The sequence below is a fragment of the Amycolatopsis sp. lyj-23 genome, from assembly GCF_046549135.1.
Lineage (GTDB): Bacteria > Actinomycetota > Actinomycetes > Mycobacteriales > Pseudonocardiaceae > Amycolatopsis.
Map to the genome: position 1 here is coordinate 1 of NZ_JAJPWN010000005.1, position 22,531 is coordinate 22,531.

At 71.9% G+C, this 22,531-nt stretch carries 24 protein-coding genes and 1 rRNA gene; 8 read left to right on the forward strand and 17 right to left on the reverse strand.

Features of this window, described 5'->3' with window-relative positions; translation table 11 throughout:
* The first annotated feature begins 9 nt into the window (after positions 1-9).
* Positions 10-126: ribosomal RNA gene (gene rrf / locus ACLJPY_RS12595) — 5S ribosomal RNA — on the forward strand.
* Between the two features lie 655 nt (positions 127-781).
* Here the strand turns inward: rrf and ACLJPY_RS12600 are convergent.
* From ACLJPY_RS12600 to ACLJPY_RS12625, 6 genes are all read right to left on the reverse strand, one after another.
* Positions 782-1,993: a L,D-transpeptidase gene (locus ACLJPY_RS12600; protein WP_410588327.1), complete on the reverse strand. Its 1,212-nt coding sequence runs from the start codon at positions 1,991-1,993 to the stop codon at positions 782-784.
* Positions 1,994-2,097: 104 nt separating this feature from the next.
* Positions 2,098-2,967: a patatin-like phospholipase family protein gene (locus tag ACLJPY_RS12605; protein ID WP_410588329.1), complete on the reverse strand. Its 870-nt coding sequence runs from the start codon at positions 2,965-2,967 to the stop codon at positions 2,098-2,100.
* A gap of 25 nt (positions 2,968-2,992) precedes the next feature.
* A complete protein-coding gene (locus tag ACLJPY_RS12610; RefSeq protein ID WP_410588331.1) occupies positions 2,993-3,634 on the reverse strand; it encodes a DedA family protein in 642 nt (213 codons plus the stop codon).
* Between the two features lie 44 nt (positions 3,635-3,678).
* Complete coding sequence (gene lipA / locus ACLJPY_RS12615) at positions 3,679-4,680, reverse strand: lipoyl synthase (protein ID WP_410588332.1); 1,002 nt, start codon at positions 4,678-4,680, stop codon at positions 3,679-3,681.
* 25 nt (positions 4,681-4,705) lie between these two features.
* Positions 4,706-5,644, reverse strand: coding sequence for an oxidoreductase (locus tag ACLJPY_RS12620; RefSeq protein WP_410588333.1), 939 nt, complete (start codon positions 5,642-5,644; stop codon positions 4,706-4,708).
* Positions 5,645-5,662: 18 nt separating this feature from the next.
* Positions 5,663-6,184, reverse strand: a complete 522-nt coding sequence (locus ACLJPY_RS12625; protein WP_410588334.1) for a hypothetical protein — start codon at positions 6,182-6,184, stop codon at positions 5,663-5,665.
* A 130-nt stretch (positions 6,185-6,314) separates the two neighbouring features.
* On the opposite strand from ACLJPY_RS12625, the gene ACLJPY_RS12630 reads away from it, so the two are divergent.
* Positions 6,315-6,926, forward strand: coding sequence for a TetR/AcrR family transcriptional regulator (locus ACLJPY_RS12630; protein WP_410588336.1), 612 nt, complete (start codon positions 6,315-6,317; stop codon positions 6,924-6,926).
* A gap of 4 nt (positions 6,927-6,930) precedes the next feature.
* Positions 6,931-7,866 (forward strand): LLM class F420-dependent oxidoreductase, encoded by a 936-nt coding sequence (locus ACLJPY_RS12635; protein ID WP_410588338.1) that lies wholly within the window; start codon positions 6,931-6,933, stop codon positions 7,864-7,866.
* A 110-nt stretch (positions 7,867-7,976) separates the two neighbouring features.
* On the opposite strand, the gene lipB is transcribed toward ACLJPY_RS12635, so the two are convergent.
* The 5 genes from lipB to lpdA all read right to left on the reverse strand — a co-directional run bounded on the left by lipB (position 7,977) and on the right by lpdA (position 13,539).
* A complete protein-coding gene (gene lipB, locus ACLJPY_RS12640) occupies positions 7,977-8,720 on the reverse strand; it encodes a lipoyl(octanoyl) transferase LipB (RefSeq protein WP_410588340.1) in 744 nt (247 codons plus the stop codon).
* The gene (locus ACLJPY_RS12645; RefSeq protein ID WP_410588342.1) at positions 8,717-9,340 is read right to left on the reverse strand and encodes a phosphatase PAP2 family protein; all 624 of its coding nucleotides are present in this window, start codon (positions 9,338-9,340) and stop codon (positions 8,717-8,719) included. Before ACLJPY_RS12645 ends, lipB begins: the two co-directional genes overlap by 4 nt.
* Positions 9,337-10,209 carry a TIGR01777 family oxidoreductase gene (locus tag ACLJPY_RS12650; protein WP_410588344.1) on the reverse strand — a complete coding sequence of 291 codons (873 nt, stop codon included), beginning with the start codon at positions 10,207-10,209 and terminating at the stop codon, positions 9,337-9,339. Before ACLJPY_RS12650 ends, ACLJPY_RS12645 begins: the two co-directional genes overlap by 4 nt.
* Positions 10,210-10,304: 95 nt before the next feature.
* Positions 10,305-12,110: a 2-oxoglutarate dehydrogenase, E2 component, dihydrolipoamide succinyltransferase gene (gene sucB / locus ACLJPY_RS12655; protein WP_410588345.1), complete on the reverse strand. Its 1,806-nt coding sequence runs from the start codon at positions 12,108-12,110 to the stop codon at positions 10,305-10,307.
* A 55-nt stretch (positions 12,111-12,165) separates the two neighbouring features.
* Positions 12,166-13,539 (reverse strand): dihydrolipoyl dehydrogenase, encoded by a 1,374-nt coding sequence (gene lpdA / locus ACLJPY_RS12660; RefSeq protein ID WP_410588346.1) that lies wholly within the window; start codon positions 13,537-13,539, stop codon positions 12,166-12,168.
* A 183-nt stretch (positions 13,540-13,722) separates the two neighbouring features.
* Here lpdA and ACLJPY_RS12665 point away from each other — a divergent pair, with 183 nt between their 5' ends.
* On the forward strand, positions 13,723-14,067 hold the full coding sequence (locus ACLJPY_RS12665) for an oxidoreductase (RefSeq protein ID WP_410588348.1): 345 nt from the start codon (positions 13,723-13,725) through the stop codon (positions 14,065-14,067).
* Here the strand turns inward: ACLJPY_RS12665 and ACLJPY_RS12670 are convergent.
* Genes ACLJPY_RS12670 through ACLJPY_RS12680 form a run of 3 tightly spaced genes read right to left on the reverse strand, consistent with a single transcriptional unit; the run spans position 14,064 to position 16,998 of the window.
* On the reverse strand, positions 14,064-14,522 hold the full coding sequence (locus ACLJPY_RS12670; protein ID WP_410588350.1) for a GNAT family N-acetyltransferase: 459 nt from the start codon (positions 14,520-14,522) through the stop codon (positions 14,064-14,066). The genes ACLJPY_RS12665 and ACLJPY_RS12670 overlap by 4 nt on opposite strands.
* Before the next feature lie 10 nt (positions 14,523-14,532).
* The gene (locus tag ACLJPY_RS12675; protein WP_410588351.1) at positions 14,533-15,498 is read right to left on the reverse strand and encodes an SMI1/KNR4 family protein; all 966 of its coding nucleotides are present in this window, start codon (positions 15,496-15,498) and stop codon (positions 14,533-14,535) included.
* Positions 15,499-16,998, reverse strand: coding sequence for a leucyl aminopeptidase (locus ACLJPY_RS12680; RefSeq protein ID WP_410588353.1), 1,500 nt, complete (start codon positions 16,996-16,998; stop codon positions 15,499-15,501). It lies immediately after the preceding gene.
* 110 nt (positions 16,999-17,108) lie between these two features.
* Here ACLJPY_RS12680 and ACLJPY_RS12685 point away from each other — a divergent pair, with 110 nt between their 5' ends.
* Together ACLJPY_RS12685 and ACLJPY_RS12690 are read left to right on the forward strand one after the other, a co-directional pair.
* Positions 17,109-17,954 (forward strand): hypothetical protein, encoded by an 846-nt coding sequence (locus ACLJPY_RS12685; protein ID WP_410588354.1) that lies wholly within the window; start codon positions 17,109-17,111, stop codon positions 17,952-17,954.
* Complete coding sequence (locus ACLJPY_RS12690; protein ID WP_410588355.1) at positions 17,947-18,609, forward strand: DUF402 domain-containing protein; 663 nt, start codon at positions 17,947-17,949, stop codon at positions 18,607-18,609. The genes ACLJPY_RS12685 and ACLJPY_RS12690 overlap by 8 nt, the downstream gene beginning before the upstream one ends.
* Here the strand turns inward: ACLJPY_RS12690 and ACLJPY_RS12695 are convergent.
* Complete coding sequence (locus ACLJPY_RS12695; protein ID WP_410588356.1) at positions 18,566-18,865, reverse strand: hypothetical protein; 300 nt, start codon at positions 18,863-18,865, stop codon at positions 18,566-18,568. The genes ACLJPY_RS12690 and ACLJPY_RS12695 overlap by 44 nt on opposite strands.
* A 97-nt stretch (positions 18,866-18,962) precedes the next feature.
* On the opposite strand from ACLJPY_RS12695, the gene ACLJPY_RS12700 reads away from it, so the two are divergent.
* A complete protein-coding gene (locus ACLJPY_RS12700; protein WP_410588358.1) occupies positions 18,963-20,066 on the forward strand; it encodes a branched-chain amino acid aminotransferase in 1,104 nt (367 codons plus the stop codon).
* Positions 20,067-20,123: 57 nt separating this feature from the next.
* Here the strand turns inward: ACLJPY_RS12700 and cobT are convergent, their stop codons facing one another.
* Complete coding sequence (cobT, locus tag ACLJPY_RS12705) at positions 20,124-21,200, reverse strand: nicotinate-nucleotide--dimethylbenzimidazole phosphoribosyltransferase (protein WP_410588360.1); 1,077 nt, start codon at positions 21,198-21,200, stop codon at positions 20,124-20,126.
* 177 nt (positions 21,201-21,377) lie between these two features.
* Here cobT and ACLJPY_RS12710 point away from each other — a divergent pair, with 177 nt between their 5' ends.
* Entirely contained in the window at positions 21,378-22,055 is a 678-nt protein-coding gene (locus ACLJPY_RS12710) for a 2-C-methyl-D-erythritol 4-phosphate cytidylyltransferase (RefSeq protein WP_410588361.1), read from the forward strand.
* On the opposite strand, the gene ACLJPY_RS12715 is transcribed toward ACLJPY_RS12710, so the two are convergent.
* Positions 22,052-22,501: a hypothetical protein gene (locus tag ACLJPY_RS12715; RefSeq protein WP_410588362.1), complete on the reverse strand. Its 450-nt coding sequence runs from the start codon at positions 22,499-22,501 to the stop codon at positions 22,052-22,054. The two genes, ACLJPY_RS12710 and ACLJPY_RS12715, sit on opposite strands and share 4 nt — an antisense overlap.
* Positions 22,502-22,531 lie beyond the last annotated feature (30 nt).

A 22,531-nucleotide genomic window follows, 5' to 3' on the forward strand; every position in this document is an offset into this window, starting at 1 on the left:
TCGGAGTGTTTCGGTGGTTATAGCGTCAGGGAAACGCCCGGTCCCATTCCGAACCCGGAAGCTAAGCCTGACAGCGCCGATGGTACTGCAACCGAAGGGTTGTGGGAGAGTAGGACACCGCCGAACTTACTTGAGAAAGGGCCTGGGCCCGGTCGAGACGCAAGTCTCCCGGCCCAGGCCCTTTCTTCATACCCACCCCCACCCTCCCGGCCCGCGCCCCGACCCTCCAGGCACGCAAGCCGACGGTCTAGGTACGCGAGCCGACCGTCTGGGTACGCAAGCCGACTGCCTGGGTACGCCGACCGACCGGCGAGGTACGCGAATTCCGGCTTCAATCACACGAGTTCCGGCCCCAGACACGCGAATCCCGCCGAGGATCACGCGAGTCCCGGCCGCAGTCACCCGGGTTCCGGTCCCGGGCACGCCCGGCCGGCCGCCGTGATGCCTCCCCAATCACGCATATGCCCCGCCAAGCACACGTGGTTCCCCTCCGCGCTCGCCGCCGGCGTGACCCGGGACGGAACTCGCGTGATCAGACCCGCATCTCGCGTGATTGGAGGCGGAACTCGCGTGATCAGACCCGCATCTCGCGTGATTGGAGGCGGAACTCGCGTGATTGGGCGGGCATCTCGCGTGATTGGAGGGGCATCTCGCCGTCTAGGCGGGCATCTTGCGTACCTGCGAGGTCGGATGGCGTGCCTGGACGGTCGGGTGGGTACGAAGAAGGGGGTCAGGAGCGGAGCTCCTGACCCCCCTCTTCGTAAAGCGGGAAGGACGGTGGTTACTTGATCGCGGAGCCGGCTTGCCAGTCGGCCCAGGACTTGGACCAGTCGCCGTACAGGTCCCAGACCGGGAGCTGGGGGCCGCCCGAGTTCGTGACCTCCACGACGTCGCCCAGGCCCATGTTCTGGAAGAACCACTGGGCGTTCGCGTCGTTCAGGTTGATGCAGCCGTGGGACACGTTCGAACTGCCCTGCTGGCCCACGCTGTTCGGGTTCTCGTGGACGAACTCGCCGTCGTTGGAAATGCGCTCCGAGAACTTCTCGTTCGAGCGGTACGCCTTCGGATCCGGCGGGCAGACGCCGTACGTGCAGGAATCCATCGTGTAGTTCGCCTGCTTGTCCGAAATCACGTGCGCGCCCAGGTGGGTCGGGGTGGCGTCCTTGCCCATCGAGATCGGCATCGACTTCACCATGGCGCCGTTGTGGAAGATCTGCATCTGCTCGCTGTTCCCGTCCGCCTTCGCGATCCAGGAATCGTGGACCTTGTACGTCTCCGAGCGGTCTTCCGCGCCGAACACCCCGCCGCCGAAGTCGACGCCGTAGATCTTCGCCGTCACCTTCAGCGTCGTGCCGGCCTTCCAGTACTCCTTCGGCCGGTAGTGGACGTTCGAGTCGTCGATCCAGTACCAGCCGCCGTCCTGCTTCGGGGTCGACTCCACCGTCAGCGCCTTCTCGACCGCCGCCTTGTTCTTCACGGCGACTTTGCCGAAGCTGAACACGATCGGCTGGCCGACGCCGACGCCCGTGCTCGCCACCGCGGACGGCGCCGGGATCAGGTTCGCGTTCGCCTGCTTCTTCGGCGCGATCGTGGTGATCTGGTTGTCCTGCTCGACCGGCTTCCCGTTGGCGCCCTGGGCGTGCGCGACGATCTTGTACGTCGAGCCGTAGCCGAGCGGCTCGCTGGACGTCCAGCTCGACCCGTCGGCCGCCAGCTTGCCGGCAACCGCCTTCCCCTTGGCCGCGTTGGTCACCGTGACGTCGAGGAGCTTCCCGTTGGCCGCTTTGACGACGATCGGCGTTGCCGGGTTCACCGCCGTGCCGCCCGCGGGCTCGAACGTCACCGCGACCGGGGTGTCGGCCGGCGCGGCGGACCCCGACGCCGGCGCCCCACCGCCGGGCGTACCACCGTCGTCACCGGACGAGCAGGCGGAAAGCAGCAGTGCTCCGGCGAGGATTCCGGCCACCGAAAGTAAAATCTTCTTGGGGAGCATATTATCTCTTTTTTGGGAATCGGGATCGGCGGGCATTCGTCATCAAAACTACGCGATAGCGATGACGTTCTTGGCGCTGGATCGGTGCATCGGCGTGACGTGGATCACGTGACGACGAGGCCCGGTGCACCGTAGAGTCCCGGGCCGCTCACCGAAAGCGCCCCGAGGTACTCGCGGGCCGCCGTGTACGCCTCTTCCGCCAGTGCTTCCGTGTGCCCGAAGTCCAACGGGTTCACACGTACCGGCGCGGGCCCGGGCAGGTAGAGCACCGGCACCTGCGCAGCCGCCAGCGGTGCCTCCAGCACGGCCTGGTTGCGCATGCTGATCATCGCGGTGAACATCATCACCTCGGCGAACGTCCGCGGCGCCTCCGGCAGCTTCCCCGGGAACGCGCAGTCGAGCACCACCAGCGACTTCGCGCCCATGGTCAGCGCCTGCCGCATCGGGACGTTCGCGACGAGCCCGCCGTCGTACAGCAGCTGCCCGTCGTGCTCCACCGGCGGGAAGATCCCGGGGATCGCGCAGCTGGCCAGGAGCGGCTCGAGCAGCCGTCCGGAGCGGATCAGCAGCGGCTCGGCCGTGTGGACCTGCGTCGTGACGACGCCGAGCGGCAACGCCAGGTCCTCGAAGCGCGTCGAGGCGCCGAGGTGGTCGGCGACGATCCCGGCCAGGCCGGTGTTGGGGAACAGGTGCGTCTTGCTCTGGGTCAGCGTCCGGACGCGGCTGAGCACGCCGCCGGGGAACGCCTCCGCCCGCGTCATGTGCGCCCAGATGTCGTGCAGCCGCGCGAGTGCGTCTTCGCCGGAGCGCGCCAGCACGGCCGCGTTGAGCGAGCCGACCGACGTCCCGGTCACGACGTCGGGGGTGAGCCCGGCCTCGAACAGGGCGCGCAGCATGCCGACCTGCATGGCGCCGAGGCTGCCGCCCCCGCCGAGGACGAAGCCGACCGGCCGGGGGAGATCCGCGAGACTCATGCGACCGAATGTAGTAAGCCCGCGGTCAGGGCACGCGCTCACGTTCGGGTTCCGCGAGCACCTTGCGCTTCTTCAGGCGCAGCAGGAAGAACACGGCCGCGGCGGCGAGCACGCCGACGACGATCAGGCCGCCGGTGTTCAAGGCGCCTTCGATGCGCTTGGCGGCTTCGCCGAGCGCCGCGCCGATGCCGATGTGGACCAGCGACCAGCAGAACGCACCCGCCGCGGCCGCGGGCAGGAACCTGCGGAACGGCAGCCCGGACGTCCCGGCCGACGCCGGCGTCAAGGTCCGGATCACCGGCAGGAACCGGGCGAAGAACACCGCCCAGGCGCCCCGGCGTTCGAGGACGGCGGTGGCCTTGTCCCAGGCTGCCAGGCCGTACTTGCGGATCAGTTTCGTCTCGCGCAGGCGCGGCCCGAAGCGGCGGCCGATGCCGTAGCCGAGGGCGTCGCCCGCCGTCGCGCAGAGGGTGACGACGAGCCAGAGCGCCAGGAACCGGGGGACGGTGTTCGCCGTCGTCGCGGCGATGAGCAGCCCGGATTCGCCGGGGGCCAGGAAGCCGAGCCCGATCGTGCACTCGGCGAACACCAGGCCGCCGGTCGCGGCGACGAGCCCCGGTTCCGGGAGTCCTTGCAACCAGCTGAGGAGGTCCGAAACCAGGGCCATGCCGCCACTTTACCGATCCTTTAAGGATGGTGGGATGACGTCGGTCACCGGGCCAGGAGGGACGCGGCTTCCTGAGCTGCGGGTCCTTCGGCCGCCAGGTGCTGCAGGTTCTCGGGCAGGACTTCGCCGCGGTGGGCCTTGGTCTGGGCGTAGAGGCGTCCCGCGCGGTAGGACGAGCGCACCAACGGCCCCGCCATCACCCCCGCGAAACCCATCGCCTCCGCAGCCTTGGAGTGCTCCACGAACTCCTCCGGCTTCACCCACCGGTCCACCGGATGATGCCGCGGCGACGGACGCAGATACTGCGTGATCGTCAGAATCTCGCAACCCGCATCGACCAGATCCTGCATCGCCGGAGCGACCTCTTCGGGGGTCTCACCCATCCCGAGAATAAGGTTCGACTTCGTCACCAGACCGGCCTCACGCGCCTTCGTGATGACCTCCAGCGACCGCGCATACCGGAACCCAGGACGGATCCGCTTGAAAATCCGCGGCACCGTCTCCACGTTGTGCGCCAAAACCTCCGGCCGCGACCCGAACACCTCAGCCAACTGCGCCGGATCCGCGTTGAAATCCGGAATCAGCAACTCCACCCCGGTACCGGGGTTCAACGCATGGATCTGACGCACAGTTTCGGCGTACAACCACGCACCGCCATCGGGAAGGTCATCCCGGGCCACACCAGTGACCGTCGAGTACCGCAGCCCCATGGCCTGCACGGACTCCGCGACCTTCCGCGGTTCCGTACGATCGAGAGCAGCGGGCTTGCCGGTGTCGATCTGACAGAAGTCACACCGCCGAGTGCACTGATCCCCACCGATCAAGAACGTCGCCTCGCGGTCTTCCCAGCACTCGTAGATGTTGGGACAACCAGCCTCTTCGCACACCGTGTGCAGACCCTCGCGGCGCACCAGACCCTTGAGCTCGGTGAACTCCGGACCCATCCGCACCCGCGTCTTGATCCACGACGGCTTCTTCTCGATCGGCGTCTCACTGTTGCGAACCTCGAGACGCAACAGCTTCCGGCCTTCAGGCGCAGCACTCACGGCATCAACCGTACGCCCGTCCGGGCTACGCGGGATCGGGGGTGACGCCGGTCAGCTTCGTCGTGACGTCCCACAACCCGGCCCCCAGGGACTCGTTGCGCGCAGCGGCCAGGGGACGGCTCTTGACCGGGTTTCCGCGCGCGCCGCCGAGGCCGCCGGGGACGATGTAGTCGCCGCCCTCGACACCGTCCGCCGTGGCCGCGTACAGCTGCGGCAGCGCGCCCTGGCGGACGTTCTGCGCGAACAGGACTTCGCCGATCCGGTGCCCGCCGGCGATGATCGAGCGGACGACCGGGTTGGCGTACGAGCGCGCCATCCCGCTGCCGAGGCCCGTGGCGGTGTAGCCGGGGTGGGCGGCGACGCTGATCACGGCCGAGCCGGCCGCGCGCAGGCGGCGGTCCAGTTCGAGCGCGAACACCTGGTCGGCGAGCTTCGACTGCCCGTACGCGGCGGCGGGGTTGTAGCGGCGGTGCTCGGCGTTCGGGTCGTCGAGGTGGATGCGGGCGCCGACGGCGGCCAGGCTCGACAGCATGACGACCCGGCCGCGCAGCGCGGGCATCAGCAGCCACGTCAGCGCCGCGTGGCCGAGGTAGTTCGTGCCGAACTGCAGCTCGAAGCCGTCGGCGGTGCGGCCGCGGGCGGTCGCCATCACGCCGGCGTTGTTGACGAGGACGTCCAGGGTGTCGCCGGTCAGCTCGCGGGCCGACGCGGCGGCCGCGCGCACCGAGGCGAGCTCGCTCAGGTCCAGTGGGACGAGCTCGGGTTCGGCGCCCGCGGCGGCCGCTTTCACGACGTCCAGTGCCTTCGCGCCGCGCTCGGCGGAACGGCAGGCGAGGAGCACACGAGCCCCCTTGCTCGCGAACACCTCGGCGGTGCGCAGTCCCAGTCCGGAGTTCGCCCCGGTGACCAGAACGGTCCGGCCGGTCTGGTCGGGGATGTCGGCTTCGGTCCAGCGCTCCGTCATACGTGTACTAAACCCTGTTCACGCACTCGGCGCGAGCAGGCGCCGCAGGTGTCCCATGACGGGACGGCGGCGGGTGGTTCCCGAGCGGTTCGCGTGCAGCAGCGCTTCGAACGCGCGCCCCACCTTGACCAGCTCGTCGGCCGGCTCGCGCGGGTCGGCCAGCCCGGCCGTGACGGCGAGCATCCGCAGCTCGCCTTCGTGCATCCGGCGCAGCGACGCGTGCCGCGCGTAAGCGCCGTCGAGAACCGTGCGCAGGTCGCTGTGCTCTTCGACGGCGGCGCGCCAGGCGCGGGTGACGGCGTCGACGTGGTCGCCGAGGCCGTCGGCGTCGTCCGGGTCGGCGACCTCGGCGCGCAGGCGGCCGCTCAGCGTCCGCGTCCACTGGTACTGCAAGGCGGTGAGGACGTTTTCCTCGGTGCCGAAGTGCTCCTCGGCGCCGGGCACCTCCTCCAGCGGCAGCGGCTCACCCGGGTTGCGGGCGGCCAGGCGGACGGTCGCTTCGAGGATTTCCTGACGTCGGTAGAAGTCGGTCCAGCTCATCTGTGGCTCCCCTTCCGTGGCCCGGGTCATACCGCGGGTCTGCGGCATACTCCCGGTACGGACCTGACGCGCCGAACATACCATGAGTATGGAGACCGGTTGCGGGCGTAAAGTTGTGAAGGTGGCGACAATGAGGTCCAGACGACTCGACTATTCCGAGTCGACGCGGTCCGCGCTGGTCGACAGCGCGGTCGAACTGTTCACCAAACGCGGCTACGCGGGTACCTCGCTCGACGAGGTCGCCAAACGCGCGCGGGTCACCAAAGGGGCGCTGTACCACCACTTCAGCGGTAAGCAGGCGCTCTTCGAAGCCGCGTTCGAGCAGGTCGAGAGCATCGTCTTCGACCGGCTGGAGAAGATCATGACCGGCGAGGGCACGCCGTGGGAGCGGGCGCTCGCCGGGCTCAACGCGTTCTTCCGCGCCTGCCTCGACCCCGCCTACCAGCGGATCGCCATCCACGAGGCGCCGGTCGTGATGGGCTGGGAGCGCTGGCGCGAGGCCGAGGAGCGGTGCAGCTTCGGCCTGGTCCGCTCGGGCCTGCAGTCCCTGGTCGACGCGGGCGAGGTGGAGCCGGTGCCGGTCGAGGTCACCGCGCGGCTGCTGTTCGGCGCGCTGTCGAGCGCGGCCACCGAAATCGCGAGTTCACCCGATCCGAAGAAGGTCCGCGCCGAGATCGAAGACGTGATCGTCCGCATGCTGGTCCGGCTGAGGCGCACGGAACCCGACGTCTCTATAGGCTGACGTCGTGGACTTGAGGATCTTCACCGAGCCCCAGCAAGGGGCCAGCTACGACGACCTGCTGCGCGTCGCCAAGGCGACCGAAGCCGCCGGGTACGACGCCTTCTTCCGCAGCGACCACTACCTGAAGATGGGCTCGGCCGACGGCCTGCCCGGCCCGACCGACGCCTGGATCACCCTGGCCGGCCTGGCCAGGGAGACCAGCCGGATCCGGCTCGGCACGCTCGTCACCGCGGCGACGTTCCGGCACCCGGGCCCGCTGGCCATCTCGGTGGCGCAGGTCGACCAGATGTCCGGCGGCCGCGTCGAGTTCGGCCTCGGGGCCGGCTGGTACGACGCCGAGCACGAGGCGTACGGCCTGACGCTCCCGCCGCTGAAGGAGCGCTTCGACCGCTACGCCGAGCAGCTCGAGGTCATCACCGGATTGTGGAAGACGCCGCCGGGCTCGACGTATTCGTTCGACGGCCGGTACTACAAGCTGTCGGACTCGCCGGCGCTGCCGAAGCCGGCCCAGTCGCCGGCCCCGCCGGTGATCATCGGCGGCGGCGGCAAGAAGCGCACCCCGGCGCTGGCGGCCCGGTTCGCCGACGAGTTCAACCTGCCGTTCACCGACGCTGAGACGGCGGCGGCCCAGTTCGCCCGCGTCGAGGCGGCGGCGACGGAGATCGGCCGCGACCCGAAGGAGATCCTGCGCTCGGTGGCCCTGGTCATCGCGGTGGGACGCTCGGACGCGGAGGTCGCCCAGCGGGCGTCGGTCATCGGCCGGGAGGTCGACGACCTGCGGACGAACGGCCTGGCGGGGACACCGGCGGAGGTCGTCGACCGGATCGGGCAGTGGCGGGAGAAGACCGGGATCACGCGGGTGTACCTGCAGCTGCTGGATCTTTCGGACCTGGACCAGCTCGAGCTGATCGCCGCGGAGGTCGCGCCGCAGCTGGACTGAGCAGCCCCCGTTTTCCACGCTAGCGGAAGGCACCGACAGTTCCGGACCGCGAAAGCCGGACCGGCCTCCTGTTGTCCACAGGAGGCCGCCCCGGCTTTCGGATCTCAGGGTCAGTTCTGGAGGGCGAAGGTGACGCCGGCGGCTTCCGGAGCCGCCGGGCGGGGCAGCCAGCGGTCCTCGCTCACCGGCAGCTCGCCTTCCAGGGCTGCCAGTACCGCGTCGCGGGCCAGGGGGAGGACCGCTTCCACCGTGACGTCGCGCTGGAGCTCGTACGACAGAGAGGTCACGCCCGCGTCGCGGATGCCGCACGGGACGATCGAATCGAACGCCGCCAGGTCGGCGTTGCAGTTCAGCTCGAAGCCGTGCATCGTGACGCCGCGCTGGACGCGGATGCCGATCGCCGCGATCTTGCGCTCGATGCCGCGGTCGTCCGCCGGGATCCACACGCCGCTGCGACCTTCCACCCGGCCGCTGGTCACGCCCAGCTGGTCGCACACGTGGATCAGCGCCTCCTCCAGGCGCCGCACGTAGTGGACGACGTCGATCGGGTCGCCGAGCTCGACGATCGGGTAGCCGACCAGCTGGCCCGGGCCGTGCCAGGTGATCTTGCCGCCGCGGTCCACGTCGATCACCGGGGTGCCGTCCGCCGGGCGGTCGGCCTCCTCCGTGCGCTTGCCCGCCGTGTACACCGACGGGTGCTGCAGCAGGAGCATCGTGTCCGGCGCGGTGCCGTCCGCGCGAGCCGTCAGGACGCTCCGCTGGAGCTCCCAGGCTTCGGTGTAGTCGATCGTGCCGAGCTCCCGGACGTCGACGGGCTCGGTGCTGGCGCGGCAGGAAGTGCGGGAAGAACTCACCCGTCGAGGCTACGCCCGTCACCCGGCGGAAGCAGCCGCAAGGCGCACGCTGAGAGCAGCCCGACACCGGTCACCGCCAGCACTGCGCCGATCGTGTCCGACACCCAGTGCACCCCCAGCAGGACGCGGCAGGCAGCGCTGATCACGACCGCCACCGCGGAGCTCAGCAGGACGCGTTTCACCAGCCGCGGCCACAGCCACGCGCAGAGCAGCACCAGCACGAACCCGACGCTCGCCACCGACGTCACGTGCCCGCTCGGGTAGCTCAGGTCCGGGTAGTCGCGCGGGCGCTCCCGCAGGAACAGCGGCTTGGCCGCGACGCTGGTCAGCCGGCACAGCAGCAGCACGACGGCGAGCCGCACGCACAACCCGGTGTGCTGCCGCCACCGCAACGCCAGCGCGAGCAGCGCCGCGCCGAGGACCCAGGGCAGCACCGGGCCGAGGACGTCGCTGCCGATCTGCGCCGCCCGCCCGAGCGGCTGCGTGTAGACGCCGTGGAGCGCGTCCGCCACCTGCGAGTCGAGCGTCAGCGGGTGCCGGGCGACGCCGAGCCCCAGCGCGACGAACGCCGCCGTCAGCGCGAAGCCGACGACGAGCCAGCGTTTGAGGGCGACCGTCATGCCGCGGCGAGCGCCTGGTCGAGGGTCGGGTGGCGGAAGACGTACCCGGACCGCTCCAGCACGGCGGGGACCGCCCGCTGCCCGAACAGCGCCATTTCTTCCCCGGCTTGGCCGAGTACGGCCTTGAGCGCGACGCCGGGCACCCACCACGGCGCCGGGCGGTGCAGGGTGCGACCGACGGCCCGGGTGAACTCGGCGTTGGTCACCGGTGCCGGGCCGGTCAGGTTCACCGGGCCCGCCACGTCCGCCGTCAGGACGTGGGCGATCGCGCCGACCTCGTCCTCGAGGGAGATCCACGACATGTACTGGCGGCCGTCGCCGAGGCGCCCGCCCAGGCCCAGCCGGAAGAGCGGCCGCAGCGTGCCGTAGAGGCCGCCCTCCGCCGACAGGACGAGCCCGGTGCGCAGGTGCACGACCCGCGCGTCGCCCGCCGGGGCCGTCGCGGCCTCCCAGGCCTCGCAGAGCTCGGCGAGGAACCCGCCGCCACGCGGCGCCGACTCGTCCACAGTGGACTCGTGCGTGTGGCCGTAGTAGCCGACGGCCGACGCGTTGACGAGCACGCCGATGCCGTGCTCGGCGACGGCTTCGGCGAGCACCTCGGTCGGTTCGACCCGGCTGTCGGTGAGCTCCTGCTTGCGCATCGCGCTCCACCGCCCGGGGAACAGCCGCTTGCCGCCCAGGTTCACTACCGCGTCGACGCCTTCGAACGCGCCGTCCGCGATGGTCCCCGACGGGGGATCCCACCGGAACTCACCGCCTCCGCGCGCTTCACGCCGCACGAGACGGCGGACTTCGTGGCCGTCGCGGCCCAGGCGTTCGCCCAGCGCCGACCCGATCAAGCCGCTCGCCCCGGCGATGAGTACTCGCATACCCCGATCGTTGCGCATCCGCTGCGTGCCCGCACTCCCGGACACGGCGAAGGCCGCCACGGAAACTTCCCGTGGCGGCCTTCGCCGTCCGTGCGTCAGAGGCCGAGTTCGCTCTCGAAGTTGCCCTCTTCCAGGCGCTGCTTGATCGTCGTCAGGAAGCGGCCCGCGTCGGCCCCGTCCACCAGGCGGTGGTCGTAGGTCAGCGGCAGGTACGCCATCGACCGGACGGCGATCGTGTCGTTGCCGTCGGCGTCCGCGACGACCACCGGGCGCTTGACGACCGCGCCCGTGCCGAGGATGCCCGACTGCGGCTGCACGATGATCGGCGTGTCGAACAGCGCGCCGACGCTGCCGATGTTCGTGATCGAGAAGGTGCCGCCCGACAGCTCGTCCGGCTTGATCTGACCCGCCCGCGCGCGGCCCGCCAGGTCGGCGATCCGGTGCGCGAGACCGGCCAGGCTCAGCTCGCCCGCGTCGTGGATCACGACCGAGAGCAGGCCGCGCTCGGTGTCCACCGCGATGCCCAGGTGCACGGCGCCGTGGTAGGTGATCTCCTTCGTGTCCTCGTTGTAGGACGCGTTGACGTTCGGGTGCTGCTTGAGCGCCTCGACCGTGGCCTTCGCGAAGAACGGCAGGAACGTCAGGTTGACGCCCTCGCGCTCCTTGAAGCCCGCCTTCGCGCGCTGCCGCAGCTTGGCGATCTTCGTGACGTCGACCTCCTGGACCTGCGTGAGCTGCGCGGCGATCTGCAGCGACTCGCGGGTCTTGGTGGCCGTGATCTGGCGGATCCGGCTGGCCTTCTGCACGGTCCCGCGCAGCGCGGCGAGCTCCGGCGACACCGCGGCCGCCGGACGGGCGGCCGGAGCCGACGGGGCCGCCGCGGCGGCCGGGGCGGAAGCGGCGGGCGCCGGCTTCGCGGCGGCCTTCTGCTTCTCCTCGGCCGCGGCCAGGACGTCCTGCTTGCGGATCCGGCCGCCGACACCGCTGCCGGTCAGCGTCGAGAGGTCGATGCCGTGCTCGGACGCCAGCTTGCGGACCAGCGGCGTGACGTACGGGCCGTCCGCCGAGCCGTCCTTCGAGGCGGCGGCGGGCGCCGACTCGGTCGCCTTGGCCGCGGGGGCGGCCTGCGGCTCGGGCTTCGGTTCCGGCTTGGGCTCGGGCTTGGTCTCCTGGACCGGTTCCGGCTTGGGCTCGGGCTTCGGCTCCGGCTTGGGTTCCGGCTTCGGCTCGGGCTCGGGTTCCGGCTTCGCTTCGGCCTTCGGCGCCGCGTTCGCGTCCCCGATGACGGCCAGGACGCCGCCGACCTCGACGGTCTCGTCCTCGCCCGCGCGGATCTCCAGGACCGTGCCGGCGACCGGCGACGGCACCTCGGTGTCGACCTTGTCGGTGGAGATCTCGAGCAGCGGCTCGTCGACCTCGACCGAGTCGCCGACCGCCTTCAGCCAGCGCGTGACGGTGCCCTCGGTGACGCTCTCGCCCAGCTCGGGCAGCTTCACCTCGGTGCCTTCGCCACCGGCGGCCGGCGCGGTGTCCGGCTTGCTCGGCGCGCTGTCCGCGGACTCCTCGGCCGGCGGCGCGGACTCCTGCTGCGGTTCCGGCTCCGGGGACGCGGCCTCTTCCTGCGCCGGGGCCGAGGACCCGGAGGACTCCGGCACGCCGCCGGTGCCGTCGTCGATGACGGCGAGCTCGCCGCCGACCTCGACGGTCTCGTCCTCCTGGGCGCTGATCTTCACGACCGTGCCCGCGACGGGGGAGGGCACCTCGGTGTCGACCTTGTCGGTCGAGATCTCGAGCAACGGCTCGTCGACCTCGACGGTGTCGCCCTCCTGCTTAAGCCACCGGGTGACGGTGCCTTCGGTGACGCTCTCCCCGAGCTCCGGCAATGTGACGGAGTAGGCCATCGTTCGCTGACTCCTCTTCCAAGTTCTGCGTGGTCTGGATTCTGCTGGTGGGACGTCAGCTGTGCACGTGCAGCGGCTTCCCCGCGAGGGCGAGGAACGCTTCACCGAGGGCCTCGGTCTGGGTGGGGTGCGCGTGGATGAGCGGCGCGACGTCCTCGGGGAACGCCTCCCAGCTGTAGATCAGCTGCGCTTCGCCGATCAGCTCGCCGACGCGGTCGCCGACCATGTGGACGCCGACGACCGGGCCGTCCGGGGCCTTGACGAGCTTGACCCCGCCGGAGGTCTTGAGGATCTGGCTCTTGCCGTTGCCGCCCAGGTCGTAGGTGAACGTCGTGACGTCCGAGCCGTACTTGTCCTTCGCCTGCGACTCGGTCAGCCCGACGGAGGCGACCTCCGGGTGCGAGTAGGTGACCCGCGGGATGCCGCTCTCGTCGATCACGCGCGGGTTCTGCCCGGCGATCTCCTCGGCGACGAAGATGCCCTGCTGGAAGCCGCGGTGGGCGAGCTGCAGGCCCGGGACGATGTCGCCGACGGCGTAGACGTTCGGCAGGTTCGTGCGGAGCCGCTCGTCGGTGAGGACGAAGCCGCGCTCGATCTTGACGCCGGCCTCCTCGTAGCCGTGGCCGGCCGAGTTCGGCCCACGGCCGACGGCGACCAGCAGCAGGTCGGCCTCGATGGTCTCGCCGGATTCCAGCGAGACGCTCACGCCGTTGTCGTCCTGCTTCGCGCCGGTGAACTTCACGCCGGTCTTGAAGGCGATCTTGCGGCGGCGGAAGGCGCGCTCGAGCTGCTTGGACGCGAACTCGTCCTCGTTCGGGACCAGCCGCGGCAGCGCCTCGACGATGGTGACGTCCACGCCGAAGGAGGCCCAGACGCTGGCGAACTCGACGCCGATGACACCGCCGCCCAGGACGACGACCTTCTTGGGGACGTAGTCGAGGGACAGGGCCTGCTCGCTGGCGATGATGCGGCCGCCGAGCTCCAGGCCGGGCAGCGTGCGCGAGTACGAGCCGGTGGCGAGGATGACGTTCTTGCCGGTGTAGCGGGTGCCGTCCACCTCGACGGTCGTGCCGCCGACGAACGTGCCTGCCCCCTCGACGAGGTTCACCTTGTGCGCCTTGGCCAGGCCCTGCAGGCCCTTGTACAGGCGGGCGACGATGCCGTCCTTGTACTTGTTGACCCCGGCGATGTCGATGCCCTCGAAGGCGGCCTTGACGCCGACCGCTTCGGCGTCACGGGTCTCGTCGGCGACCTCGGCGGCGTGCAGCAGGGCCTTGGTCGGGATGCAGCCCCGGTGGAGGCACGTCCCGCCCAGCTTGTCCTTCTCGATCAGCGTGACGGAAAGGCCCAGCTCGGCCGCGCGGAACGCCGCGGCGTAGCCGCCCGATCCGCCTCCCAGGATCACGAGGTCGGCGGAGGTGTCGGTCACTTCATTAACTCCTCGGCAAGCAGTGGGGTGATGCTCGGTCGTCGCGCCCGCGCCCGGTATAACCGCGCGCGCGACACCGCCATCTTGTCACTACGCCGGACGGGGCTGCGAGCTAGCCGGGTGTGCGACGCCGACCACACGCGGACATCGGGATAATGAGTGGTGTAGGTCTCGGAGGGAGAGGTGGTCGAGGTGGGGCTCTTCGACTCGCTGCGCAGGCGGGCCAAGGGTGGGAAACGGGCCGGTACGCTGCGGAAAGCCAGCAGCGAGGACACCCGCCACCTCGACGAGTGGGCCGCCACCCGAAGGGGTGTCGAGGCCTTTGTGGAGCCGAAGACCAACGTCACGGAGACCACTGTGGTGTTGATCGCCCACGACGGCGAGTGGACGCGCCGCCGCATCGGCAGCCTGGAGGCCGCACAGCAGTTCGGGCACCGCCGGTCGATCCCGGTGTACGAGGTCGCGCGCGTCGGTTACCCGAAGCGGATGCGCGAGTACACCGAGCGGAAGAAGCGCGGGCAGGTCTAGCACTCGAGCGCGAGCCGGCCGACCACCTCGCCGTGGTGGCTCTGGCCGGTGGGCCGGAAGCCCAGCTTGAGGTAGAACCGTTCCGGGCCGTCGTCGCCCGGGAGCCACAGCACCGTCGCGATCTTTTCGCCTCGCCGCCGGGCCTCGTCGAGGACGGCTTCGACGGCGAACCGGCCGTAGCCGCGGCCCTGCACGCAGGCGCCGACGTTGAGCCGCCAGATCCCGCACCGGAAGAAGTCGAGCGAGGCCGCCGGGTCGAAGCGGGCCATCACGAAGGCGACCGGTTCGCCGTCGGCGGCGACCACCCGCGGCCAGGCGATGTCCGGCTGCGTGTAGGCCTCGGCGAGCGAGACCGCCACGGGGGCGACGAACTTCTTCTGGTGCGGCTGGACGGCCAGCTGGCACGCGGCGGCGACGTTGTCCGGGGTGATCTTCTCCACGGTGAGGGTGGTCACCGGGCCCAACCTACGTGGCTTGGGCGAGCAGCGCGGCGTGCCGGACCAACGCCGCCCGGAAAGACGCGTGGACGGTGGTGCCCAGGACGGGGTCGACTTCGACCACGTGCCCCGCCGAAAGCAGCAGTACCGCCGGGTCCGAAAGGACCACGACGCCGTCCTCGGCGCGCAGGTCCGCCGTGCCGAGCAGGCGCGGGAACACGACGTCCGCGGGCAGGCCGTCGCAGGTCAGCAGGAACTCGCGGTGGTCGGGCGGCAGTTCGGTGCCCAGGCGCAGTTCCGCCGAGCGGATCGCCGCTTCCGACGCCGGGTGTGGCGCCGTCGCCCCGCCGCGCAGGCGCCGGATCTCGGCGATCAGCTGCGGCCAGGTACCCAGCTCGGGCGGGTACCGCTCGTGCAGGGCCGCGATCAAGGCGCCCGCGCAGCTCGGGGCCCAGTCGCGCAGGCCGAGCGGATCGGCGCCCGCCACCAGGGCGGGCGCCAGTGCCCGGGTGGCCGCCAAGGTGGCGACGTCGGGGTGCGGCCCGGCCGAACGCGCCCAGAGCTCGAGATCGCCGTCGGCGAGCGCGGCCCGGACCCGGTCCGGCCGCGTCGGGGCGACGTGCTTGACCACCTCGGCGAGCGGGCCCGGCGGCAGGACGCCTTCGAGGTCGGAGACCGGCCGGCGCAGCGCCGTCGTGTGCGCGCGCTCTTCGGCGTCGAGGTCGAGCGGCGGCAAGCCCTCGGCCCAGTCCGGGCGCGTGCCCCGGGCTTCGAAGAGCATCGCCCAGGCGCGGGCCCGCACCGGGCCGTCGGCCAGCGCGGTCACCGGGCGTTCCGTCCGCGCCAGCCACTGCGTGACCAGCCGATCGGCTTCGCCGAGGGCGCCGGCGGTGGCGAGCAGCAGCGCGGCGTGGCCGACCCGGTCGTCCACAGTGGACGAAGCGGCGGTCAGGACGTCCCTGACCGCCGCTTCGAGGTACTCGCCCGCGTCCACTCAGCCGTTGGCGGCGATGTCCGCCAGCACCGCGGCGATCGAGCGGACCGGGACACCGGTGCCGCCCTTGCCGGTGTAGCCCCACGGCGAACCCGCGTTGAACGACGGGCCCGCGATGTCGATGTGCACCCAGTCGAGGCCGTCGGCGACGAACTCGCGCAGGAAGATCCCGGCGGCGAGCATGCCGCCCCAGCGGTGGCCGGTCACGTTGGCCAGGTCGGCCAGGCGCGAGTCGAGGTCGGCGCGCAGTTCCTCCGGCAGCGGCATCGCCCAGCCGTTTTCGCCGGTGGCCCGCATGATCGCCGCGACGCGGTCGCGGAAGTCCTCCGACCCCATCACGCCGGCCGTGCGGTTGCCGAGCGCGACGACCTGGGCGCCGGTCAGCGTCGAGGTCTCGATCAGGTAGTCCGGGTTCTCCTCGGCCGCGCGCACCATGGCGTCGACCAGGACCAGGCGGCCCTCGGCGTCGGTGTTGAGGACCTCGACGGTCTTGCCGCCGTACATCGTCAGCACGTCACCGGGCCGGTAGGACGTCCCCGACGGCAGGTTCTCCGCCAGCGGGATGTGCGCGACGACCTCCAGCGGGTACTTCAGCTTCGCCGCCAGCACCACGGCCGCGAGCACGCCGGCCGCGCCGGACATGTCCGAGGTCATGTGGTCCATGTTCGCGGCGGGCTTGAGCGAGATGCCGCCGGAGTCGAACGTGATGCCCTTGCCGACCAGCGCGACCTTCTTGCCCGGCTTGGCCGGCTTGTAGCCGACGCGCAGCAGGCGCGGCGGCCGCGACGAGCCGCCGCCGACGCCGAGGATGCCGCCGAACCCCTTGCGCTTGAGCGCCTTTTCGTCGAGGACCTCGAACTCGAGGCCGTTGTCCTCGGCCAGCTTCTTCGCGCGGTCGGCGAAGGAGGCCGGGTAGAGGTCGTTCGGCGGGGTGTTGATCAGGTCGCGGGCGACGATGACGGCCTCGGCGATGGTGCCTGCCGCCTTGAGCGTCGCCTTGTGCTCGCGGGCGGTGCCGCCGGCCGGGCTCGCGAAGTCGGCCTTCGCCAGCGGGGCGTCGCCCTTCTCGGAGCGGTAGGCGGTGAAGACGTAGGAGCCGAGGACCGTGCCCTCGACGGCGGCCTGCAGGTCCAGTTCGGACAGCGTGACGAGCGCGCGGTCGGTGCCGGCCAGCGCCCGGCCGGCCGCACCGGCGGCCCGGCGGACCTGTTCGGGGGTGACGCCGTCGCCCGCCTTGCCCAGGCCGACGGCCAGCACGACACCGGCCGGGAGCTTGCCCAGCGTCGGGACCTTGACGACCTCTTCGGCCTTGCCGCTGGCGCCGAGGGTGGCCAGCAGGCCGGCGAGCCTGCCGTCGAAGGCGGCGTCCACGGCGGCGGCGCCGGGCGCGAGCAGCGGACCGTCCTCGCCCTGCAGGGTGCCGACGACGACCACGTCGGCGCGCGTCTTGGCCAGTGCCTCCCCGGTGTTGTCGGACAGGGCGAGCTTGGGCACGGTCACTTCTGGCTCCTCGCGCGTTCTCGGTGGTACCGGGCACCGGCCCGGCCGGGATCGTGAGCCATGCTAATGACGACCTGACCACGGGTGAACAGAGGGCGAGGGAGGGCCGCGTGCGGCTGGGCGGTGGGCTGCTGGTCGCGCTGGCGGCCGGCGCGGCGGGCGCGGGCTGGTGGCTCCTGGCCGGGCTGGTGCTGGCGGCGATCGCCGCGGGGGTGACGGCCGGCCTGCCGGAACCCGGGGACGCCCTGGTCGACCGGGTCGCCGTCGCCGTCGCGCGGCTGTCCGAAGTGGCCGTCTACGCGATCGCGTTCGGCGCCTACGTCTTCCCGGCGCACCGCGGACCGGCCGCCGCGGCCTTCGCCGTGGTCGTCGCCGGAGCGGGCTTCGCCGGCCCGAAGATCCCGACGATCGTCGTACGGGCCGCGTGCGGCTTGCTGCTCGCCGCGGGGGCCGCGCTGGTCGCCGTGTGCGTGGCGGTGCTGCCGGTGGGGACGTCGGACGGGCTGCGGCCGCCGGACTTCGCGGGCGTGCTGGTCGCCGCCGTGCTGGTGCTGCCGTTCCTGCGGCCGCTGGGCCGCGGCCGCGCCGGGCTGCGCGTGCTGCTGCTCGGTGCGGTGGCCACCCTGGCCGCGTTCGCCGCGCTCTACCAGCTCGGCGCGGTGCGGCTCGGGCTGTCGCCCACCTCGCTGCGCGACCTGCTCTCCGCCGCCGACGCGGACGCGCTGCAGCCGCTGCTCACCGCCTTCGCGGTGGTCGCGACCGCGGTACCGGCGTTCGCCGCGGGGACCGAAGTCCGCGCCCGGGCCGGGCTGCCGGGGCTCGCCGGGGTCGCCGTCACCGCGGCGGCCGCGTTCCTGCTGCCGGTGCTGCCTGTGCTCGTGACCGCGGGGCTGGCGACCGTGATCGAGCTGCTACTGCGCGTACGCGCGCGCAGGTACAGTGGGTCGCGTGAGTGATCGACGCTGGCGGCCGGGGGAGACCGTCGCCGAGCGGTTCCACCGCCCCGACGGCTCGATCGGCCAGGTCCACCCGCTGCGCGTCCTCGAAGACGACGGCCGCGTCCTGCGCGGCTGGATCCCGGCGGGCACGCCGATCGTCGGCAGCCGGCTCGCCGACGGGCGCCTGATGCGGGACGCTCCGCTGGACCAGCGGTTCCGCATCCCGCGGGTGCCGGTCGCCGACTCCTGGCACGGCGCGTCGACGCTGCGCCGGATCCCCGAGGACGAGTGGTCGTCGGTCTGGTGGTTCTTCGACCTCGAAGGCCGGTTCAAGAACTGGTACGTAAACCTGGAGATCCCGCTGGGCCGCACGCCGGGCGCGGTCGACCGGATCGACGGCGTGCTCGACGTCGTCGTCGAGCGCGACGGCCGCTGGCGCTGGGACGACGAGGACGAGGCCGAGGCCGCCCTGGAAGTCGGCCGCCTGACGCTCGAGCAGTTCGACCGGCTGCGCGCGGAGGGCGAGCGGATCGGGGCGCTGGCCGAGCGCGGCACGTATCCGTTCGACGGCACGGACACCGATTTCCGCCCGGATCCCGGCTGGCCCGCGCCGGCGCTGCCGGCGGAACTCAGCCCGCGGTCAGGAGAAGGACCAGCGCCAGCACGGCGTTGACGACCGCGAGGATGACGACCGACTTGGTCGGCAGCACCTTCGGGAACGCCTTGCCGTGGATCTTCCGCCACCACACGACGCCGAAGACGCCGGCGACCAGGCCGAGGAAGCCGCCGAACCCGCTGTCCAGCACGGCCCAGCCGACCATGCCGAGCAGGCCGACGCCGAAGGTCAGCAACACCGCGGTGACGAAGGTCTTGACGTCGGCGCCGGTGCTCTTGGGCCGGCGGGCCGGCTCCGTGGAGTGGTAGGTCACGACGGCATCCTAGAACGCCCCGCCCTCGGGCGCGGCGAACTCGCGAACAGATGGACATCCGACTAACGCGCGTCCGAGCAAGCGGTATCGTCTAGCCATGACGACCACGACACAGTTCGCCCATGTCCCGCACCCGAGTCCTGCGAGCGCGGACCGTGTCGCGGAGGTACTCGCCGCTCCCGGGTTCGGGACGTACTTCACCGACCACATGGTCACCGTCAAGTGGTCGAAGACCGAGGGCTGGCACGACGCCCAGGTCGGCCCCTACGCGCCGTTCACCCTCGACCCGGCGACCTCGGTGCTGCACTACGGCCAGGCCATCTTCGAGGGCCTGAAGGCCTACCGCCAGCCGGACGGGTCGATCGCGTCGTTCCGGCCGGACGCCAACGCGGCCCGGTTCCGCGATTCGGCCGAGCGGCTCGCCATGCCGCAGCTGCCCGAGGAGCTCTTCGTCGAGTCGCTGCGCGAGCTCATCGCGGTCGACAGCCGGTGGGTGCCCACCCGGCCGGGGGATTCGCTCTACCTGCGGCCGTTCATGATCTCGACGTCCACCGGCCTCGGCGTCAACAGCCCGGCCGCCGACTACGTGTACACGGTCATCGCGTCGCCGGCCGGCTCGTACTTCTCGGGCGGCGTGAAGCCGGTGAGCGTCTGGCTGTCGACCGAGTACGTCCGGGCGGCCCCGGGCGGCACCGGCGCGGCCAAGTGCGCCGGCAACTACGCGGCGTCGTTCGTGGCGCAGGCGCAGGCCGTCGAGAAGGGCTGCGACCAGGTGGTGTGGCTCGACGCGGTCGAGCGGCGCTGGGTCGAGGAGATGGGCGGGATGAACCTGTTCTTCGTCTTCGGCTCGGGCGAGAACGCCCGGGTGGTGACCCCGGAGCTGACCGGGTCGCTGCTGCCCGGCGTCACCCGCAAGTCGCTGCTGCAGCTGGCTTCGCGGCTCGGGTACAAGATCGAGGAACGCCGCATCTCCACCGACGAGTGGGAGAAGGCCTCGGCGTCCGGCGAGCTGACCGAGACGTTCGCCTGCGGCACCGCCGCGGTGATCACCCCGGTCGGGCACGTCAAGCACGCGGGCGGCGAGTTCACCATCGCCGACGGGCAGCCGGGCGAGCTGACGATGAAGCTGCGCGAAGAGCTGACGGGGATCCAGGAGGGCACCCGCCCCGACTCGGACCACTGGATGGTCGCGCTCGGCTGAGCGGCAGGACGCGAGCGGCCCCCGGTGTGCACCGGGGGCCGCTTTGCTTTCGCCTGCTCAGGAAGCGGGCGCGGGGATCAGCGGGCCGGAGACGCCGGCCTGCTCGTGGGTGGCCGTCTCGGCGAGGACGCGGGCGGCCATCATCAGCAGCGGTAGCGCGGTCACCGCGCCGGTGCCTTCGCCGAGCCGGACGTCCAGCTCCAGCAGCGGGCCCAGGTCCAGGTGCTCCAGCGCCAGTGCGTGCGCCGGTTCGGCCGTCCGCTGGCCCGCGACCCACCAGCGGCGCGCGCCCGGGGCGAGGTCCTCGGCGACGAGCGCGGCGGCGCAGGCGACCAGGCCGTCCAGCACCACCGGCGTCCGGCGGACCGCGGCCTGGGCGAGGAAGCCGGCCATCGCGGCGATGTCCGCGCCCGCGGTGGTGCGCAGCAGGCCGACCGGGTCGGCCAGCACCGCGCGGGCCCGGCGCAGGGCGTCGCGCACGGCGACGGCCTTGCGCATCCAGGCGTCGTCGTCGATGCCGGAACCGCGGCCGACGACGGCCACCGGCTCGCTGCCGGTCAGCGCCGCCACCAGCACCGACGCCGGCGTGCTGTTGCCGATCCCGAGGTCGCCGGGGATGAGCAGGTCGGCCCCGCCGTCGACCTCGGCGTCGGCGATGGCGATCCCGGCCCGGACGGCCTTCCGCACCTCATCGGCGGTCAAGGCGTCCTCGACGTCGATGGACCCGGAGCCGCGGCGCACCTTGAACTCGCCGATCGCGCGCGTGGCCGGTGCTTCGGTGTCCACGGCCAGGTCGACCACGCGGACGCTCGCGCCCGCGGCGGCGGCCAGGACGTTGATCGCGGCCCCGCCGGTGAGCATCGTGCCGAGCAGCTGCCCGGTGACCTCGGCGGGGTAGGCGGAAACGCCCTTGGCGGCGATGCCGTGGTCGCCGGCGAACACGATCACCCGCGGGCGCGTGAACGGCCGCGGCGGCGACTGGCCCTGGCAGGCCGCGATCCACACGCCGAGCTCCTCGAGCCGCCCGAGCGAGCCGGCGGGCTTGACCAGCTTGTCGTGCAGGGCGATCGCGTCGGACCGGGCGTGGTCGTCGGGCGGGGTGATCTCGGGGAACTCGATGTCGTCCGGCTCCACACCAGGCCCTTCCTGTTCCACGGGCAACGCTGCGGCCAACTTACCGGGAACCGGTGGCCGGTGGTCCCGCGGCTCGTGGAGACGACGGCAGCCGCCGCTCCTGCGTGAGGCCGGCGTCCAGTTCCCGAGCCGGGCGTGTCCGGCCGCTCCCGCCCGCTCCCAGTAATCTCGCGGCTCGTGGAGACGACGGCGGCCGCGGTGGTGCTGGCCAGTGGCGCGGGGACGCGCGTGGGCGCGAAGCTGAACAAGGTCTACCTGCCGCTCGCCGGACGGCGGATCGCGGCCTGGTCGCTCGACGCCTTCCGCCGGGTCCCCGGCATCGGCGTGCTCGTGCTCGTCATCCGGCCGCAGGACCGGGACCTGGCCGAGGAGGTGGCCGGCGGCGACGTCGAGATCGTGCACGGCGGCGACACCCGCCAGGCGTCCGAACTCAACGCCCTGCGCCACCTCGCCCCGCGCATCACCGGCGGCCGGGTCGACGCCGTGCTGCTGCACGACGCGGCCCGGCCGCTGGTCCACCCCGAGCTGGTCGGTGCGGTGCTGACCCGGACACGCGAGGACGGGGGGGCGGTGCCGGGCCTGGCCGCGGACGACGTCGTCGAGGTGGATGCCGGGCACCTGGTCGCCCAGGTGCCCGGCGCGATCCGCGTCCAGACGCCTCAGGGCTTCCGGGCCGGACCGCTGCTCGAGGCCTACGAGAAGGCCGAGCGAGAAGGCTTCGTCGGGACGGACACTTCCTCGTGCATGGAGCGGTTCTCCTCCCTGCCGATCCGCTGGGTCCCCGGTGCGCCCGAGAACCTCAAGATCACCTACCCCCACGACCTCGTCGTCGCGGAGCGGTTGCTGGCCCGCTAGGCGCAGGCGGGCGGGCCGCCGCCGTCATCCCCCTCCCGGGGCGTTCCGGTCGGCCGGATGGTGACGTCCTGCCGCAGTTCCGGCGGGACCCGGCAGTCCGGCTGTGGCCGGAGTGCCTGCAGCGGCGCGCCCGGGGTGCCGGGTTCCGCCAGGGTGAGCACCGCCCGCAGCGTCCAGACCGGGGTGGCGTGGTACTGCCAGGTGACCACCCGCGGGCTGAACACGTCCGTGCCCGGGAAGGTCGGCACCCGGTAGGCGCTGGCCCGGTGCTCGTCGCGGAGGATGATGACGTCCGCGCAGGTCGGCCAGCGGTGCACGGCCGCGTACATCTCCGGCGCCTCGCGGCCGCCGAACAGGTGCAGCACCCACTTGCGGCGCCGGAGTTCCTCGAGGAGTTCCTCGAGGCCCTGGCCGCTGGAGCCGGCGTGCGGTGTGGTCGGGGACACACTTTCGAGGGTAACTTGCGCACTAGCGCA

What these genes read in the sequence shown, in the direction of transcription:
- ACLJPY_RS12650 (WP_410588344.1), bottom strand. Translation starts at nt 10,209, where the DNA reads ATGCGAGTACTCATCGCCGGGGCGAGCGGCTTGATCGGGTCGGCGCTG.
- ACLJPY_RS12605 (WP_410588329.1), bottom strand. Translation starts at nt 2,967, where the DNA reads ATGAGTCTCGCGGATCTCCCCCGGCCGGTCGGCTTCGTCCTCGGCGGG.
- ACLJPY_RS12600 (WP_410588327.1), bottom strand. Translation starts at nt 1,993, where the DNA reads ATGCTCCCCAAGAAGATTTTACTTTCGGTGGCCGGAATCCTCGCCGGA.
- ACLJPY_RS12620 (WP_410588333.1), bottom strand. Translation starts at nt 5,644, where the DNA reads ATGACGGAGCGCTGGACCGAAGCCGACATCCCCGACCAGACCGGCCGG.
- ACLJPY_RS12645 (WP_410588342.1), bottom strand. Translation starts at nt 9,340, where the DNA reads ATGACGGTCGCCCTCAAACGCTGGCTCGTCGTCGGCTTCGCGCTGACG.
- sucB (WP_410588345.1), bottom strand. Translation starts at nt 12,110, where the DNA reads ATGGCCTACTCCGTCACATTGCCGGAGCTCGGGGAGAGCGTCACCGAA.
- ACLJPY_RS12630 (WP_410588336.1), top strand. Translation starts at nt 6,315, where the DNA reads ATGAGGTCCAGACGACTCGACTATTCCGAGTCGACGCGGTCCGCGCTG.
- ACLJPY_RS12610 (WP_410588331.1), bottom strand. Translation starts at nt 3,634, where the DNA reads ATGGCCCTGGTTTCGGACCTCCTCAGCTGGTTGCAAGGACTCCCGGAA.
- ACLJPY_RS12625 (WP_410588334.1), bottom strand. Translation starts at nt 6,184, where the DNA reads ATGAGCTGGACCGACTTCTACCGACGTCAGGAAATCCTCGAAGCGACC.
- ACLJPY_RS12700 (WP_410588358.1), top strand. Translation starts at nt 18,963, where the DNA reads ATGACGACCACGACACAGTTCGCCCATGTCCCGCACCCGAGTCCTGCG.